Annotated in this window: 14 protein-coding genes, 1 tRNA gene and 1 riboswitch; of the genes, 6 read left to right on the forward strand and 9 right to left on the reverse strand. The window is 64.3% G+C overall.

Going from position 1 to position 14567, the window contains the following annotated elements; genetic code table 11:
- The first annotated feature begins 5 nt into the window (after positions 1-5).
- From ABMA46_RS09445 to ABMA46_RS09460, 4 genes are all read left to right on the forward strand, one after another.
- The gene (locus tag ABMA46_RS09445; protein ID WP_348999086.1) at positions 6-1034 is read left to right on the forward strand and encodes a BMP family protein; all 1029 of its coding nucleotides are present in this window, start codon (positions 6-8) and stop codon (positions 1032-1034) included.
- Positions 1035-1249: 215 nt separating this feature from the next.
- The gene (locus ABMA46_RS09450) at positions 1250-2752 is read left to right on the forward strand and encodes an ABC transporter ATP-binding protein (protein WP_348999281.1); all 1503 of its coding nucleotides are present in this window, start codon (positions 1250-1252) and stop codon (positions 2750-2752) included.
- Entirely contained in the window at positions 2749-3807 is a 1059-nt protein-coding gene (locus ABMA46_RS09455; protein ID WP_348999087.1) for an ABC transporter permease, read from the forward strand. The genes ABMA46_RS09450 and ABMA46_RS09455 overlap by 4 nt, the downstream gene beginning before the upstream one ends.
- Positions 3804-4748, forward strand: a complete 945-nt coding sequence (locus ABMA46_RS09460) for an ABC transporter permease (protein ID WP_348999088.1) — start codon at positions 3804-3806, stop codon at positions 4746-4748. Before ABMA46_RS09455 ends, ABMA46_RS09460 begins: the two co-directional genes overlap by 4 nt.
- A gap of 10 nt (positions 4749-4758) precedes the next feature.
- Here the strand turns inward: ABMA46_RS09460 and ABMA46_RS09465 are convergent, their stop codons facing one another.
- The 3 genes from ABMA46_RS09465 to ABMA46_RS09475 are packed head-to-tail and all read right to left on the reverse strand — an operon-like array spanning position 4759 to position 6390.
- Positions 4759-5394 carry a hypothetical protein gene (locus ABMA46_RS09465; protein WP_348999089.1) on the reverse strand — a complete coding sequence of 212 codons (636 nt, stop codon included), beginning with the start codon at positions 5392-5394 and terminating at the stop codon, positions 4759-4761.
- A gap of 7 nt (positions 5395-5401) precedes the next feature.
- A complete protein-coding gene (locus ABMA46_RS09470) occupies positions 5402-6169 on the reverse strand; it encodes a CbtA family protein (RefSeq protein ID WP_348999090.1) in 768 nt (255 codons plus the stop codon).
- Between the two features lie 14 nt (positions 6170-6183).
- A complete protein-coding gene (locus tag ABMA46_RS09475) occupies positions 6184-6390 on the reverse strand; it encodes a CbtB domain-containing protein (protein WP_348999091.1) in 207 nt (68 codons plus the stop codon).
- Between the two features lie 36 nt (positions 6391-6426).
- Positions 6427-6529, reverse strand: a riboswitch (adenosylcobalamin (AdoCbl) riboswitch).
- Positions 6530-6641: 112 nt separating this feature from the next.
- Between ABMA46_RS09475 and ABMA46_RS09480 the strand changes: the two genes are divergently transcribed.
- Positions 6642-7232: a histidine phosphatase family protein gene (locus tag ABMA46_RS09480; RefSeq protein ID WP_348999092.1), complete on the forward strand. Its 591-nt coding sequence runs from the start codon at positions 6642-6644 to the stop codon at positions 7230-7232.
- A 4-nt stretch (positions 7233-7236) separates the two neighbouring features.
- Here ABMA46_RS09480 and ABMA46_RS09485 read toward each other — a convergent pair whose 3' ends face one another.
- The 5 genes from ABMA46_RS09485 to ABMA46_RS09505 form a co-directional block, all read right to left on the reverse strand.
- Positions 7237-8346 (reverse strand): pyridoxal phosphate-dependent aminotransferase, encoded by a 1110-nt coding sequence (locus ABMA46_RS09485; RefSeq protein WP_348999093.1) that lies wholly within the window; start codon positions 8344-8346, stop codon positions 7237-7239.
- 411 nt (positions 8347-8757) lie between these two features.
- Positions 8758-9720, reverse strand: a complete 963-nt coding sequence (locus ABMA46_RS09490) for a site-specific integrase (RefSeq protein ID WP_348999094.1) — start codon at positions 9718-9720, stop codon at positions 8758-8760.
- A 244-nt stretch (positions 9721-9964) separates the two neighbouring features.
- Positions 9965-11140, reverse strand: a complete 1176-nt coding sequence (locus tag ABMA46_RS09495) for a porin (RefSeq protein WP_348999095.1) — start codon at positions 11138-11140, stop codon at positions 9965-9967.
- A gap of 175 nt (positions 11141-11315) precedes the next feature.
- A complete protein-coding gene (locus tag ABMA46_RS09500; protein ID WP_348999096.1) occupies positions 11316-11558 on the reverse strand; it encodes a GIY-YIG nuclease family protein in 243 nt (80 codons plus the stop codon).
- 91 nt (positions 11559-11649) lie between these two features.
- Positions 11650-11740: transfer RNA gene (locus tag ABMA46_RS09505), tRNA-Ser, on the reverse strand.
- 422 nt (positions 11741-12162) lie between these two features.
- On the opposite strand from ABMA46_RS09505, the gene ABMA46_RS09510 reads away from it, so the two are divergent.
- Positions 12163-13299 carry a porin gene (locus tag ABMA46_RS09510; protein ID WP_348999097.1) on the forward strand — a complete coding sequence of 379 codons (1137 nt, stop codon included), beginning with the start codon at positions 12163-12165 and terminating at the stop codon, positions 13297-13299.
- Between the two features lie 225 nt (positions 13300-13524).
- Here ABMA46_RS09510 and ABMA46_RS09515 read toward each other — a convergent pair whose 3' ends face one another.
- Positions 13525-14448, reverse strand: a complete 924-nt coding sequence (locus ABMA46_RS09515) for an alpha/beta fold hydrolase (protein WP_425475719.1) — start codon at positions 14446-14448, stop codon at positions 13525-13527.
- Between the last annotated feature and the right edge of the window lie 119 nt (positions 14449-14567).

Genomic DNA, 14567 nt, shown 5'->3' on the forward strand with positions numbered 1-14567 from the left:
AAGCCATGAGCAATGAAAACAGGATTACCGGTCCGCGCCGGCCATTTTCGCGCCGCGAGGTTCTCGGGCTCGGCGCAGCCGGCCTGACGGCGGTCATGCTGCCGCGCTTTGCCTTCGCGCAGGACAAGAAGGTGAAAGTCGCCGCCGTCTTCGCCACGCCGATCGAGGAGCCGTGGGATCACCAGATCCATGTGGCGCTGCAGAAGGCGGAGAAGGAACTCGGCATCGAATACAAATGGTCGGAAAAGGTCCAGACCGCCGATTTCGGCCGCGTCATGCGCGAATATGCTCAAGGAGGCTATGACCTCGTCATGGGCGACGCCTTTGCCGCCGAGCGCGAATCCCGCCGCACCGCCAAGCAGTTCCCCAAGACCGCCTTCCTGTTCGGATCGGGCGCTGGCCCGGCCGAGCCGAATTTCGGCGTCTTCGACAACTGGATCCATGAGCCGGCCTATCTGTCGGGCATGATCGCGGGCAAGATGTCGAAGTCCGGCGTGGTCGGCGCGGTCGCGGCGATGGGTATCCCGGAGGTCAACCGCCTGGTCAACGCCTTCTTCGCCGGTGCCAAGGAAGCCAACAAGGACGTGAAGAAGAAGGTCACCTTCATCGGCTCCTTCTTCGATCCGCCCAAGGCCAAGGAGGCGGCGATCGCGCAGATCGACGCCGGTGTCGACGTCATCTACGCAGAGCGCTTCGGCGTCATCGAGGCGGCGGCCGAGAAGAAGGTCTATGCCATCTCCAACATGTCCGATCAGTCGAGCCTGGCGCCCGACACGGTCATCACCGGCCCGGTGTGGGACATGTATCCGACGGTCGAACAGGCGGTGAAGCTGGTGAAGGCCGGCGTCTATACGGCGCAGGACTACGGCGATTTTTCGCGCATGGCCAAGGGCGGCTCCTCGCTGGCGCCCTTTCACAAGTTCGAGGATATCCTGCCGGCCGACGTCAAGGAGATGGTCGAGAAGAAGAAGGCCGAGATTCTGGAAGGCAATTTCCGCGTCGACGTTGACGAGAACACGCCGGTTTCGGATTAGTTCCTTTTCCCTTCTTCCCGTCTACGGGGAGAAGGTGGCCCGAAGGGCCGGATGAGGGGCGGCGCCGGACCAATCTAGCGTCCGCGCCGCCCCTCACCTGCCTGCCGGCATCCTCTCCCCGTGAACGGGGAGAGGAGAGCAGTTCGCCACGCCGTCCCATCACTCACTGAAGCCGTTCAGAATTGTCCTTGACCTCCCTTCCCCCCCTCATCGAGATGCGCGGCATCTCCAAGAACTTCGGGCCGGTGAAGGCGAACGAGGATGTGAACCTCGAGGTCACGCCGGGTGAAATCCTTGGGCTGCTCGGCGAGAACGGCGCCGGCAAGACGACGCTGATGAACATCCTGTTCGGCGCGTACCAGCCGGATGCCGGTCAAATCCGCGTCAACGGTTCTCCGGTGACGATCACCAACTCGGCAGACGCGCTGGCCGCCGGCATCGGCATGGTGCATCAGCATTTCCATCTCGCCTCGCGGCTGACGGTGCTGGAGAACCTTCTGGTCGGTATGCCGGGCAGGAACGGTCGCCTCGACCGCGCCGGCACGCTGGCGCGGCTTGCCGCGATCGCGGATGAGCACGGCCTGAAGCTCGACCCGGACAGCCCGGTCTCGGGGCTGTCGGTCGGCGAGCAGCAGCGTCTCGAGATCGTCAAGGCGCTGTTCCGAGGCGCACGCCTGTTGATCCTAGACGAACCGACCGCCGTGCTCGCGCCAAGCGAGGTCGAGGGCCTGTTCGCCGCCTTGCGCTCGATGGCGGGGCAGGGGCTCGGCATCATCTTCATCTCGCACAAGCTGAACGAGGTGCGGGCGCTGACGCATCGCTGCGTGGTGCTGCGTCACGGCAAGGTGGCGGGCCGCATCGATGCGCCCGCCGACACGACCGCCTCGGAAATGGCGCGGCTGATGTGCGGCCACGAGATCGTGCCGCCGGTGAAGGGGCTTTCCCGCCCCGGCGAGCCTGTTCTGGCGCTCGCCGGCATATCGACAGCCGGACACGCCGGCATGAAGCTGCACGACGTATCGCTGACGGTGCGGTCGGGCGAGATCGTCGGTGTCGCCGGCGTGTCCGGCAACGGCCAGCGGGCGCTGGCCGACGTCGTGTCCGGGATGGTGCGGCCGTCGTCCGGCGAAATGTCCATCGCCGGAAGGAAGGTCACTGCCTTCACGCCGGTCGAGGTGCAGGCGCTCGGCCTCGGCCGCATCCCCGAAGACCGCATGACCACCGGTCTTGTCACCAACCTGCCGCTCGCCGATTCCATGGTGCTGCCGCGCATCGGCACCGCGGCGTTTTCGAGCAAAGGGCTGCTGCGGCCCGGTGCCATCCGTGCCTTCGCCGAGGAGCAGATCCGCGCCTACGACATTCGCTGCCCCGGCCCGTTCGTGCGTGCGGGCGCGCTGTCGGGCGGCAATCTGCAGAAGGCGCTGCTGGCGCGCGAACTGGCGTTCGACCCACGGGTGCTGATCGCCGCGCAGCCGACCCGTGGCCTCGACATCGGCGCGGCCCGTTTCGTGCACGAGAAGTTCCTCGACCTGCGCTCGAAAGGCTGCGGCATCGTCGTCGTCAGTGAGGACCTCGAGGAACTTCTGGTCCTCTCCGACCGCATTGCCGTGATGTACGAGGGACGCATCGCCGGGGTGGTGGACGCCGCCGACGCCACGGTGGCGCGGCTCGGACTGCTGATGACCGGAGCCGGGAAAGCCGGAGCGAGGGAACCATGACGTTGCGGCTCGAAGCGCGCCAGCGCACCCCCGCCTGGATGAATCTGGCGCTGCCGCTTGCGGCCGTGGTCGCGGCGCTCGTCCTGTGTTCGGGCCTGATCGCACTGGCCGGCGCAGGGGTGTTCGAAGCCTATGGCGTGATGTTTTCCTCCGCCTTCGGCGACAGCTATGCGATCACCGAGACGCTGGTGCGCGCGGCGCCCATGATCTTCACCGGACTTGCCGTGGCCGTCGCCTTCCGGGCCAAATTCTGGAACATCGGCGCCGAAGGGCAGTTGCTGGCCGGCGCGATCGCAAGCTGCGCCGTCGGCGCCATCCCGATGCCCGGCCCGCTGGCCATGCTGCTGATGGCTCTATCCGGCGCGGCGGCCGGAGCAGCGGTCGCGCTCGTTCCGGCCATCCTGCGGGTCCGGCTGAAGGTGGACGACGTGGTGTCTTCGCTGCTCCTCAACTCAATCATCTTCTACGCGCTGATGGCCTTGATCGAGGGCTCCTGGAAGGACCCGTTGAGCGGCTATCCGATCTCGCCGCCGATCGAGGATTCGGCCAATTTCCCCGTCCTGATGGAGGGAACGCGCCTGCATCTCGGCGTGCTCGTCGCGCTGCTCGCAGCGCCCGTCGTCTGGTTCGTCATTTCCCGCACGACGCTCGGTTTCAGGATCCGCGTCACCGGCGAGAACCCGGAGGCGGCGCGCTATGGCGGCATCAATGTCCAGCGCGTGCTGCTTTCCGCCGCCATCCTCTCCGGGGGACTTGCCGGACTGGCCGGCGTCGGCGAGGTCGGCGGCGTGCATTTCCAGGTCATGAGCGACATTTCGCCGGGCTACGGCTATTCCGGCATCGTCATCGCCATGCTGGCCAGGCTCAACCCGCTCGGCGTCGTTCCCGCCGCCATCTTCCTGGCCGCCGTCATGACCGGCGCGGAAGCGATGTCGCGCGCCACCGGCGTTCCCGCCTTCCTGAGCGACGTCATCCAGGGCACGGCGCTGCTGTCCATGCTGGTGGCGCTGCTGTTCACCGCCTACCGCATCCGCCGCACGGGAGGCGTGTCATGAGCGCGGTGCTGGACCAGATCTTCCAGGTCGGCTTTTTGGCCGCCATCATCCGCATTGCCACGCCGCTCGCCTTCGCGACGCTGGGCGAGATGTTCTCGGAGCGAGCAGGGGTGCTGAACCTGGGCATCGAGGGCATCATGCTGCTTTCGGCGATGACGGGCTTCACCGCCGCCTATTTCACCGGCAGCCTGTGGCTGGGCGTGCTCGCCGCCGCCGCGACCGGCGCGCTGATGGGGGCGCTGCACGGCCTGTTCACCGTGGTGCTTGGCCTGTCGCAGCATGTCTGCGGCATCGGCATCACCCTGTTCTGCTCGGGGCTCGCCTATTTCTTCTACCGGCTGATTTTCGGCCAGCAGTCGGTGCCGCCCAGCATAGACGGCTTCAAGCCCGTCGCCATTCCGCTGCTGTCGCATATTCCGATCCTCGGGCCGGCGGTGTTCAGCCAGTTCAGTCTCGTTTACCTGGCGATCGTCGCGATCCCGCTCTCCGCCTTCGTGCTTTACCGCACGCCGTGGGGCCTTTCGGTGCGCATGGTCGGCGAAAACCCGCGCGCGGCCGATTCGGCGGGCGTCAGCGTCATCGGCACGCGCATGACGGCCGTCATCCTCGGCGGCGCGCTGATGGGACTGGCCGGCGCGTTCCTGACGATGGCGCAGTTCAACGCCTTCACCTTCGGCGTCGTGTCCGGCCGCGGCTGGGTGGCGATCGCGCTGGTGGTGTTCGGCCGCTGGGACCCGTGGCGTTCGGCAGGCGCGGCGCTGCTGTTCGCCTTCGTCGACGCCCTGCAACTCAGGATGCAGGCGAGCGGGCTAGGCCACATTCCCTACGAGGCGTTCCTGATGCTGCCTTTCGTGCTCACCATCGTCGCCATGGCGTTGATGTCGCGCAACGCGGTCGCGCCCTCGGCGCTGTTGAAGCCGTTCCGGCGAGAGGAGCGCTGAAGTCCGGTTCTCAGGTCGAGGGGCGAGCGCGACGGCCACCGCCCACGAGCCCGATCGCGCCGGCGCCGAGCCCCATTGCCAGGATGCCGAAGGCGATCAGGCTGGGCGGATGGGACGGAATGTCTGACCAGATCGGGCGGATCAGGCTCGCCGTGTTGAAAGCCTCGCCGCTGAAGCGGCAGAGCACCAGCGAGGCGCCGCTGCGCACCATGTCGGCATCGATGCGTGAGACGAGCGATTCGACGTCGGCCTGGAAACCCGGCTCGTTTGCGGGCATCGCGCGCATGTAGAGAAGAAGCGCCTGGGCGGCCGACAGATAGGCGTGGCTGCACTCGTTGAAGGGGCTGTCCTCGTCGCGCAGGCTGCCGGGAACCAGCCCCCACAGGCAATAGGTGTACTGGATGGCGCCGTAGTTCATCAGCCGGCGGAACGCTTCGTCCGTGCGGACCTGCCGCGCGGCGAGAGCGAGGATTTCGCTGCGATAAGAGGCGATGACCGCCATCTGTCCGTGGGTCAGCGAAGGGATGGAGATGCCGCTGTCGTCCGCCACCGGGCCTATGGAATGGGCGCTGGCGGCGGTCGCGGCCAGACAGGTTCCGGCAAGGAAAGCCGCGGCGCGGACGACGGATCGCAAGCGCCGCGGCATTTTTGGATCAGCGGGTTGCCGGCCGTGCGGACAGCGTCGTCCGGCGGCTGTCGAGAATATGGCTGCGTTCGACAAGCGCCCCGAAACCAAGTCCGATGACCGTCCACAACACGGCATGGATGCCGAGCGAGGCGGTGCGGAAGCGCCACAACAGGTCGGCCGAGAAGTTCTCCGGCACCTCGTTGACGGTCGGCAGCGCATATTCCGCGATCACGATCACGGCGACGAAGGCGAGACCGGCGATGATCGAGGCGGTCCAGGCGCCGTGTTTGGCCCACAGCCGGTTCGCCAGGCTGATGGAAGCGATGGCCGCGATCAGGGACACGACGATCATCACGAAGAACAGCTCGGTGCGTGCGCCGATGGTTTCAGGATTGCCGACTGCCGGCGGTGTGGCCGGATACTTCGTGAACGGCACGAGCACGATCGCGATGAACGCACCCAGCGCCAGCAAGCCGGCTGTGGCGCGCGGGCCGAGATTGCCGAGGCGGCCGTAGGCGTAGGCGAAGACGAGCGAGAACAGGCCGCCGACGGCGGCGCCGTAGACGACGATACCCGTCAGCAGGCCGATACCGGCCTGGGTCGTGCGGGAAACGATTTCCGGCTCTTCCATTGCAGGCTGACCGCTGGCCGCCTGTTCGGCCGCGGCTGTCTGTTCCTCGAAGGCGATGGCGCGGTCCACCTGCGGTTCACCGAAAACGCGGGCGAAGCCGAATGCGAGCAAGCCGGCGACGACCCCGACGAGCATGCCGCGGAGCAAAAGATTTCCAACCATGTCCGATACCCCTTCTAGTGGCAGGGGAAGCCGAGCAGATGGCGGCCGTCATGAACGAATTCATGCACATACATGCCGCGAATCAGCGAGGTTGCGCCTTCCTCGGCGCCGACGAAATAAATGGCGATCACCAGAAGCAAGCCGCCGAAGATGGCCCAGGGAAGGATTTCCTTGACCGGTATGGGGCGGACATCTGGCACTGCGACGGCAATATTGGACATTCGTCTCTCCTTGGGATCCTGCGTCCCGTTGCATTGACGTATAGGGGGAAGATCTGACTTTCGGCGTGTCGAAAAGCGACAACCGATCACAGTGGCGCGACCGCGCCGGATTCTCACCGGCTTCCACGCCCGTATACGTTGCACGACAGTATCTTCGGCCTTCCACAGTGTCAACGAAGGCGCGTGTGCTTCCGCCCCTGTTCAAAGAGCGCGTCATGAGGTTCGATGGCGGGCGATAGCCGGGGAATCGCATGGCCCAGAAACTCATCCTTCTTTGCTGCTGCCCGACGAGCGCCATGCGGCGTGCGGTCTTTCCGTCGGACGACGCGGCCGACGATGTCTTCCTGGAGCGCGCCGGCTCCGCTGCCGGCCGCGCAGGCCGTTTCGACCGTGTGCTGACGAGCCCGGCCCTGCGCGCGAGCCAGACGGCCCGGCTTTTCGCTCCCGAACCGGCCCCGGAGCCGGCTCTCGCTGATCAGGACATGGGCGAATGGGCAGGAAGGAGCCTTGCCGAGATCGGACAAGCCGATCCGGCCGGTCTCGCCGGCTGGTTGTCTGACCATGAAGCGCGGCCGCCGGGTGGGGAAGCCTTCGCCGGGGTCTACGGCCGGGCAGGGCGCTTTCTGGACGATCTGCTCGGACGCGGCGGCGTTACGCTCGCCGTCACGCATCCGGCCGTGATCCGTGCTGCGATCCTCAACGTTCTGGCGGCACCTTCCGCCTGCTTTGCGCATATCGACGTGGCGCCGCTGGGCGCGACGGAGTTCCGCGGCGACGGACGGCGCTGGACACTGCGCGCCACCGGTCTCGATCTGCCTGCCCTCGCCCTTGTGAAAGCGTGAAGTTTCAGCCGCGCGCGTCTGCCAGCGCGCGGGGCAGTTCTTCAGCGAATATGTCGAGCTCGTGATCGAGCCCGACGCTGACCCTGATGCAGCGGTCCAGGCCCGGCGCCATCGGTTTGCGGATGAAGACGTCGCGATCGAGCAGCGCCTTGAGCACCTTCCCGGCGAAGGCGCCGTCCTTGCCGCAGTCGATCGTCACGAAATTCGTGGCCGAGGGAAGCGGCGTCAGGCCGTTTTTCTCCGCAGCTTCGGCAATGCGTGCGCGCCCGCGCGCCACGCGCGCCACCACCGTATCGAGATAGGCCTGGTCCGCCAGCGCCGTGAGGCCGGCCGTCTGGGCCATGCGGCTTACCCCGTAATGATTGCGGATCTTCTCGAAGTCGCGAACGACCCCGCTTTCGCCGAAGGCGTAGCCGCAGCGGATGCCGGCCAGTCCGTAAGCCTTGGAAAAGGTGCGCATGCGCACCAGGTTCGGCCGCTCGATATCGATCGCCGGCAGCGCCGAGGCCGGGCCGAGTTCGCAATAGGCCTCGTCGAGCACCAGCATCGAGGTTTCCGGCAGCGCTTCGATGAAACGCCCGATCTCGGCGGCGCCCCACCAGCTTCCCATCGGATTGTCCGGATTGGACAGATAGACCAGCGGCGCCTTCTCGCGCCGCGCGGCCTCCAGCAGGCCGTCGAGGTTTTCATGGTCGTTCTCGTAAGGCACGGCGACCAGTCGCCCGCCGGAGGCGGCGACGTGGAAATTGAAGGTGGGATAGGCGCCCAGCGACGTCACCACCGCATCGCCCGGCGCGATGAACATGCGCACGACGAGGCCGAGCAGTCCGTCTATGCCTTCGCCGACGACGACATTGTCGATGCCGACGCCGAGATGCGCCGCCAGCGCCGCCTTGAGGTCGTGATTGTCGGGATCGCAATACATCCACTGGTCCCGCGCCGACTCCGCCATGTGGGCGATGACGCGCGGCGACGGGCCGAAACTCGATTCATTGGCACCGATGCGGGCGCGGAAAGGGCGCCCGCGCTCCCGCTCCTGCGCCTCCGGGCCGACGAACGGCACCGTTTCCGGCAGGGTGGCGACGACCGGAGTGAGAGGAGGGCGTTTGCGCATCGGAAAAGCTCGCTGAAAAGACCTCTTGCTACAGCGCGCCCGGAACAGGCGCAAGCGCCGGCAACTGACTGTGCGAAAGGATGCGAGGTACGAGACAGATGCGAGGTACGAGACAATTGTCTAGGGCACCGTACCCCCACCCCTAACCCCTCCCCTCAAGGGGGAGGGGGACTCCGGCACCGTTGTTTGCCCAAAATCCCGACATTTACGCGTTGTGGCGTTGCCGCAGAGTCCCCCTCCCCCTTGAGGGGAGGGGTTAGGGGTGGGGGTACGGTGCACCGCAGGCGCTGGGGGACACGGCAACATCGGTCACTTGCCCCCGCGTCCGATCGGAGGAGGGCATCCGGCCTCGCCTTGTCCCGCGGAAGGCGACATGGGAGGACCAGCGGGCGAAGATCGATCCGGCTCGTCTTACTTTCCGGCCTTGCGCCCGCTTTTCGGCTGGGTGCAGCGCCCTTCGAGGACGGTGACGCAGCCATCGAGATCGTAGGTCGCGAGGTGGGCGTAGCGCATCGTCATCTGCAGCGTCTGGTGGCCGAGCCACATCTGGACGCGCCTGATGTCGATGCCGCCCTGCACCAGCCGCGACGCGCAGGTGTGGCGCAGGATATGAGGGACGACCTGGCTGTCATCGCCGAGCCCGACTTCCGTCTTGGCGTCGTTCCAGATCGCCCTGTACTGCGCCTGGCTCAGCGCGGTGAAAGGTCCCTTGGGCCGGCGTCCTTCGAATTTGACCTCCGTCGAGGCCAGTGCCCGGGCGGTCAGCGGCACGGTGCGGCTGCGGCCGGATTTGGTGATCCAGAAGGAAACGCGGCCTTCGTGAATGTCGTTCCAGATCAGCCCGAGCGCCTCGCCGAGGCGGCATCCGGTATCGACCAGGAACACGGACAGGCGCCAGGCGTCCTCGCTGCGCTTGCGGATGGCGGCGAACAGCCGATCCTCCTCGCTTCCGTCAAGAAAACGGATGCGGCCCGCTCGCTCCTTTTGCCGGCGGAATTCCGGCAGGCTGTGGATATCGCCCATTTTAAACGCCTTGCGCAGCAATTTACTGAGCGCGGCCATCTTGCGGTTGATGGTCGCATTGCTGTTGCCGCGTTGGCGCAAGGTGCCGATCAGGCTGTCCAGGGTGTTCTGGTCGAAAGCGCTGAAGCGCTGCCCGAGCAGAATTTCGTCGATCTCGCCGATGAACGAACTGACATTGTATTTATGCCGCCCGTCATCCCATAAAATGTCGCGATAGGCCGAATAGAGCTCGCCGATACCGAAGGACTTCACCTCCCGTATGTGAACGCCATAATTGACCTTGACGTTCGCAGACGAGAAGGCGGGAAAGAAATCGGAGACTTCATCGCTCCGACGCGCGTCACTGTTCATTATTTACCCATCCCCCAATGGATCAGGTATTCCTAATCAACGGGAGATGCCTTTTCAAGGTTACAGGTTGCGCTTACCCGTCTTGCCCCTCCGCCATCTTTTTCAAAAGGCGGCACGCGAACCTTTTCTGCCGATGTCTTATCCCCCCGGAAAACCGTTTTTCGTCCCAAGCCCAACCCGAAAGACAAAGCCCGGGCGGTCGACTGCCCGGGCTTTGCTCGTTCACACGAAACTTCTCTTTGACTTAGAAGTTGCGCTGGAAGCGGATGACGCCGCCCCAACCACTCTTCTTCGGAGCCACAGTGACGCCGTCGCCACCGATAAGCGAGCTGCCGCTGGGACCTGCATGATTACCCCAGCGGGTGTAGTTGAGTTCTGGCTTGATGACGAAGCCCGGAACCAGCTCGTAGGCAACGCCGAGAGATGCAGCCGCATCCTTGTCGGCATCATAAGAGGCTTCTGCGTACAGCGTGGCTTTTTCGTTCAGCTTGTATTGACCGCCGCCCCAGATGGCCCAGGCACCGCTCCAAGGTTTGTATTCGTACGAATACGCATCCTTGTCCGTCGTGCCGCGATGCTTGTCGCTGCCGATGCCGCCCATCACGAACAGCGAGAACTGGTCGTTGACGTTGATGTCGGCGCGGAGCTTGCCGGCGAATTCGTCTTGAACGCTGTTGTAGGCAACAACGCCGCTGATGCCGCCCCAGCCCTGAGTGAACTTGGCGCCGAGAACGACATGCGGAACGTAGCTGTCGATGGTGTCCGAGTAGCCCTGCTCCAGACCGACGATCGCCGAGAAGCCGTTGCCGGCGTCGAACGTGTAGCTGATCTGGTTGGTGTTGGCGTAGTCACCGTACTCGATGAACGAGTTGTTGACCGCGGCGCCGGCGTAGCCGGTCCAATCGGCATAAATCGAATCCTGATAGGCGATCGTCAGGCCCCCGAGCTTGATGGAAGCCGAGTCCAGACCGGCACTGTTGGTCGTGGTCGAGTAACCGGGGGTTCCTCCGGCAATGTAGGCGAGATCTCCATCGACCCGGCTGGTGCTGTTGAGCGCCTTGATGCCGATGTGGGTCGACAGGGTGCCGTATTCGGTCTCCTGCCCGGTGTCGACGTTCAGGACGATCTTGGCCGTCTTGGCCCAGGTGCCCTGCCACTTATCGGTGCGCTTGTCCATGTTCCAGACGCCGTCATAGCCGTTGTACCGGCTGCCGACGGAAGCGTCGTAGCGCACATAGCCACCGATCTTCAGGCAGGTCTCGGTGCCGGGGATGTAGAAATAGCCCGCGCCGTAGACGTCGCAGATGCGGACGTATTCGGCCGGCTCCGGCTCGGCGACGACGACGGCGTCGGCGGCGCGCGCACCGGAGACTGCGACCAGAGCCGCAGCGGAGCCGAGAAGAAGGCTCTTGATGTTCATTTTCTGACCTCCAGTCAGAATCGCGGCCGGAGGCGTGGAAATTTCGGATTTTGAGACGGATTACTATTTTATTACAATGAGATGGAGGAGGGTGACTTTGGGTCGGGTTGTCTGATGAAGTCTTCAAGTCGAGCCGGAAGTGATGGATCAGGGATCTGGGTCGGCACTATAAACTCTACCATAGCCGCTTGCTGGCAAAGGCATGACCTGAACCGGATTTTAGATATCGCTCGAAAGATTCTGCCTTGGCTCGATCGGAAAACGCGACATAAGTCTCCAGACGCCAAGGCTTGAATTTGGATGTATGGGAGGATTTGCCGTCATTATGTTCCTGGAGACGCCGCTTGAGATCGGTCGTCACACCCACATAACGCTGTCCGCTCGATGCGAGACTTTCAATAAGGTAGACGTAAAACACGAAAGGCCCTCCTTCGCTGAAGCTTCGGAGGGCATCCTGCTTCGCATGAAGGGTTTCGCCAATCCTGCGAAGCTCGAAGAGCGAAGCAGGATGGCGGAGAGGATGGGATTCGAACCCACGAGACCCTTTTGAGGTCTACTCCCTTAGCAGGGGAGCGCCTTCGACCACTCGGCCACCTCTCCGTTGCGGCGGTGGATAAAGAAAAGGCGACGCACAATCAATAAGGGTCGTTCGGCGAGCTGCAAAAAGATGATGCGGGCGAGAAAGGCCGGTTTTCGGCCACCACCACTCTGTTCGTGCTGATTCTGGTGCGTTTCAGGCTCGCGCGCGCCTTTGCAAGGGGCAAAGTGCCCTCCAGGGTTAACGAGAACTTTCCGCCGCCGCCGAAATCGTGTCATTTGTGCAACAACGGTTTTGCATAGAGCCCCGGCGAGCCTTTTCCCGGCATGATCGCTGTTGAACCGCGCCGACCGATGGGTAATGTCGGTTTCGAAGAAGCGGCGCGGTGCGCATCTTTTTCAGCAGTGGGGATGGGGCAGGGAAAGCTGTCCTTCAGCAAAGATTACCCAGACCCGTTTTTAAACTTTTGACTGGAGGTCAGAAAATGAACATCAAGAGCCTTCTTCTCGGCTCCGCTGCGGCTCTGGTCGCAGTCTCCGGTGCGCGCGCCGCCGACGCCGTCGTCGTCGCCGAGCCGGAGCCGGCTGAATACGTCCGCATCTGCGACGTCTATGGCGCCGGCTACTTCTACATCCCCGGCACCGAGACCTGCCTGCGCATCAGCGGTTACGTCCGTTACGACGCTTCCGCTGGCAGCCGCTATAGCGTCGACGGTCTGTGGAATCTCGACAAGGAAGACGGGGACGATCAGGGCGCATGGAAGAAGACCGCCAAGATCGTGCTGAACGCCGATACCGGGCAGGAGACCGAATACGGCACCCTGGCGACTCACATCGGCATCGTGGCGATCAACAGCACGACTACCGACACCGATGGAAGCAAGCTTGTTCCCGGATATTCCGAGACCGATAACTCTGCGTCCCTCGACTCCGCCTACATCAAGCTTGGCGGCCTGATGATCGGTTATGCCGACTCGCTCTTCGCGAGCTGGACCGGCTTCGCCGGCGCTGCGGTCAACGACTCGATCATCCAGTATGGTGACTACGCCAACACCAACCAGATCAACTACACGTTCGACGCCGGCAACGGCTTCTCGGCGATCGTCGGTCTGGAGCAGGGCTACGAGGACACCATCGACAGCTACGTCCCGCATGTCCTGGTCGGCGCCAAGTTCACCCAGGGTTGGGGCAGCATCAGCGGTATCGTCGCCTACAACAGCGTCTATGAAGAGGTCTCCGGCAAGATTCGCGCCGACTTCAACCTCAACGACCAGTTCTCGCTGTTCGTGATGGGCGGCTACGGCAGCGGCGCCGATGATCATGGGAGTGATGTTGTCCCCTCGTATGGTCGCTATGAGTACAAGCCTTGGGGCGGCGACTGGGCCGTCTGGGGCGGCGGCCAGTTCAAGGCGAACGAAAAGGCCACCATCTACGCTCAGGCCGAGACTGACGACGCCAAGGACATCGGCGTTGCGGTCGGCGTGGCTTACGAGCTGGTTCCCGGCTTCGTCGTCAAGCCGGAACTCAACTACAACAAGATCGGCGACAGCAAGTACAACGACGACGATCTTCGCGGCAAAGACGGCTGGGGCGGCATCATCCGCTTCCAGCGCAACTTCTAAGCGACGTTTCGCTTGAAACAAAAAGACCCGGGCGCGAAAGCGCCCGGGTTTTTCTTTGGGCGCGAGCGAAACGGCCGAACCTCTCCCGGAGCAGGGGTCGAAGCTGATTTCCGAGCCGTCTCCTTTGAGGAAAGCGCAAGGAGCGGACGGCTTTACGCCTTGGCCGTCACACGCGAGAGACTGCCCCGCCGAGCGGGCATCCCATGATCCTGCGGGTGAACCCGATCAGGCGGCCGTCCCGCCTTCCGCTTGGTTCCCGCTCCCGGCTTCGTCGAAGAACGCTGCTATCGTCTGCGGCAGGGCGCCGGTTTCGAGGAAAGGCGCGTGGCCCTGTCCCCGGACGGTGACGACGCGCAAGGCTGCATGACGTCGCGCCATTTCGTCCACCGTGCCGGCCGAGAGCAGGCGCGAATTCTCGCCGCGGACCACCATCATCGGCACGCGCGCAAGCGCATCGAATTGCGGCCATAGCGCGGGCAGAGGTTTCGTCAGGTCGAGGCCGGCAAGGGTCTGGACCAGTTTCGCATCGAAATCGGGGATGAATCGCCCGGTCCCATCGTCGCGGTAGAGCGCCAGCGCCATCGATTGCCAGTCTCGATCGTCAAGCGCCGGAAAGTCCGTCCGGTGCACAGCGCGCAGCGATTCCACGACCGCCCTGAACGGCTTCGGCACGGGCGCGGGGTCCAGATAGGCGCGGATATGCTCCAGTCCGGCCGGCTCGATCGCGGGGCCGATATCGTTGAAGACAATAGCCTTGAGAAGTGCCGGCTGCACGGCGCCGATGAGATGGACGATCAACCCGCCGCGTGAGGTGCCGATGAAGCAGCCTTCGGAAATGCCGAGCCCGGCGAGGCCCGCCAATATGTCCTCCGCTTCGACCGCGACGGTGTAGTTGGCGCTGTCGTCGTCACGTTGCGATTCGCCACGGCCGCGATAGTCGAAGCAGACCACCTGTCGCGGCGTCGCCGCCCGCTGCGAGAGGAAAAGCGCAAGGTCGTGGAAATCGCGGGCGTTGCGCGTCAGGCCCGCAAGGCAGACGACCGGCCAGCGGCCGGCCACGGGCTCTCCATAGACGCGCGCATGCAGGCGCAAGCCGTCACGGGATGGATAGAAGAAATCGGAAAAGCCGTTGCCGCTGCTCATTCGCATCGTTGTCTCAGGCTTCGCCGTGATCGGCTGTCGATGCCCTGCGTCAATCCGATCGTCGTTTCGTCATCCCGGCCGCTGCCGAGCGGCGGAGCCCGCGAGGCGAGAGCCGGGATCCATCC

The organism is Mesorhizobium hunchu (genome assembly GCF_040081975.1).
Taxonomy (GTDB): Bacteria; Pseudomonadota; Alphaproteobacteria; order Rhizobiales; family Rhizobiaceae; genus Mesorhizobium; species Mesorhizobium hunchu.

Coding starts and splice junctions, on each gene's coding strand:
- ABMA46_RS09445 (WP_348999086.1), top strand. CDS start 6: ATGAGCAATGAAAACAGGATTACCGGTCCGCGCCGGCCATTTTCGCGC.
- ABMA46_RS09510 (WP_348999097.1), top strand. CDS start 12,163: ATGAACATCAAGAGCCTTCTTCTCGGCTCCGCTGCGGCTCTGGTCGCA.
- ABMA46_RS09455 (WP_348999087.1), top strand. CDS start 2,749: ATGACGTTGCGGCTCGAAGCGCGCCAGCGCACCCCCGCCTGGATGAAT.
- ABMA46_RS09485 (WP_348999093.1), bottom strand. CDS start 8,346: ATGCGCAAACGCCCTCCTCTCACTCCGGTCGTCGCCACCCTGCCGGAA.
- ABMA46_RS09450 (WP_348999281.1), top strand. CDS start 1,250: ATGCGCGGCATCTCCAAGAACTTCGGGCCGGTGAAGGCGAACGAGGAT.
- ABMA46_RS09470 (WP_348999090.1), bottom strand. CDS start 6,169: ATGGTTGGAAATCTTTTGCTCCGCGGCATGCTCGTCGGGGTCGTCGCC.
- ABMA46_RS09480 (WP_348999092.1), top strand. CDS start 6,642: ATGGCCCAGAAACTCATCCTTCTTTGCTGCTGCCCGACGAGCGCCATG.
- ABMA46_RS09490 (WP_348999094.1), bottom strand. CDS start 9,720: ATGAACAGTGACGCGCGTCGGAGCGATGAAGTCTCCGATTTCTTTCCC.
- ABMA46_RS09495 (WP_348999095.1), bottom strand. CDS start 11,140: ATGAACATCAAGAGCCTTCTTCTCGGCTCCGCTGCGGCTCTGGTCGCA.
- ABMA46_RS09460 (WP_348999088.1), top strand. CDS start 3,804: ATGAGCGCGGTGCTGGACCAGATCTTCCAGGTCGGCTTTTTGGCCGCC.
- ABMA46_RS09465 (WP_348999089.1), bottom strand. CDS start 5,394: ATGCCGCGGCGCTTGCGATCCGTCGTCCGCGCCGCGGCTTTCCTTGCC.
- ABMA46_RS09515 (WP_425475719.1), bottom strand. CDS start 14,448: ATGCGAATGAGCAGCGGCAACGGCTTTTCCGATTTCTTCTATCCATCC.
- ABMA46_RS09475 (WP_348999091.1), bottom strand. CDS start 6,390: ATGTCCAATATTGCCGTCGCAGTGCCAGATGTCCGCCCCATACCGGTC.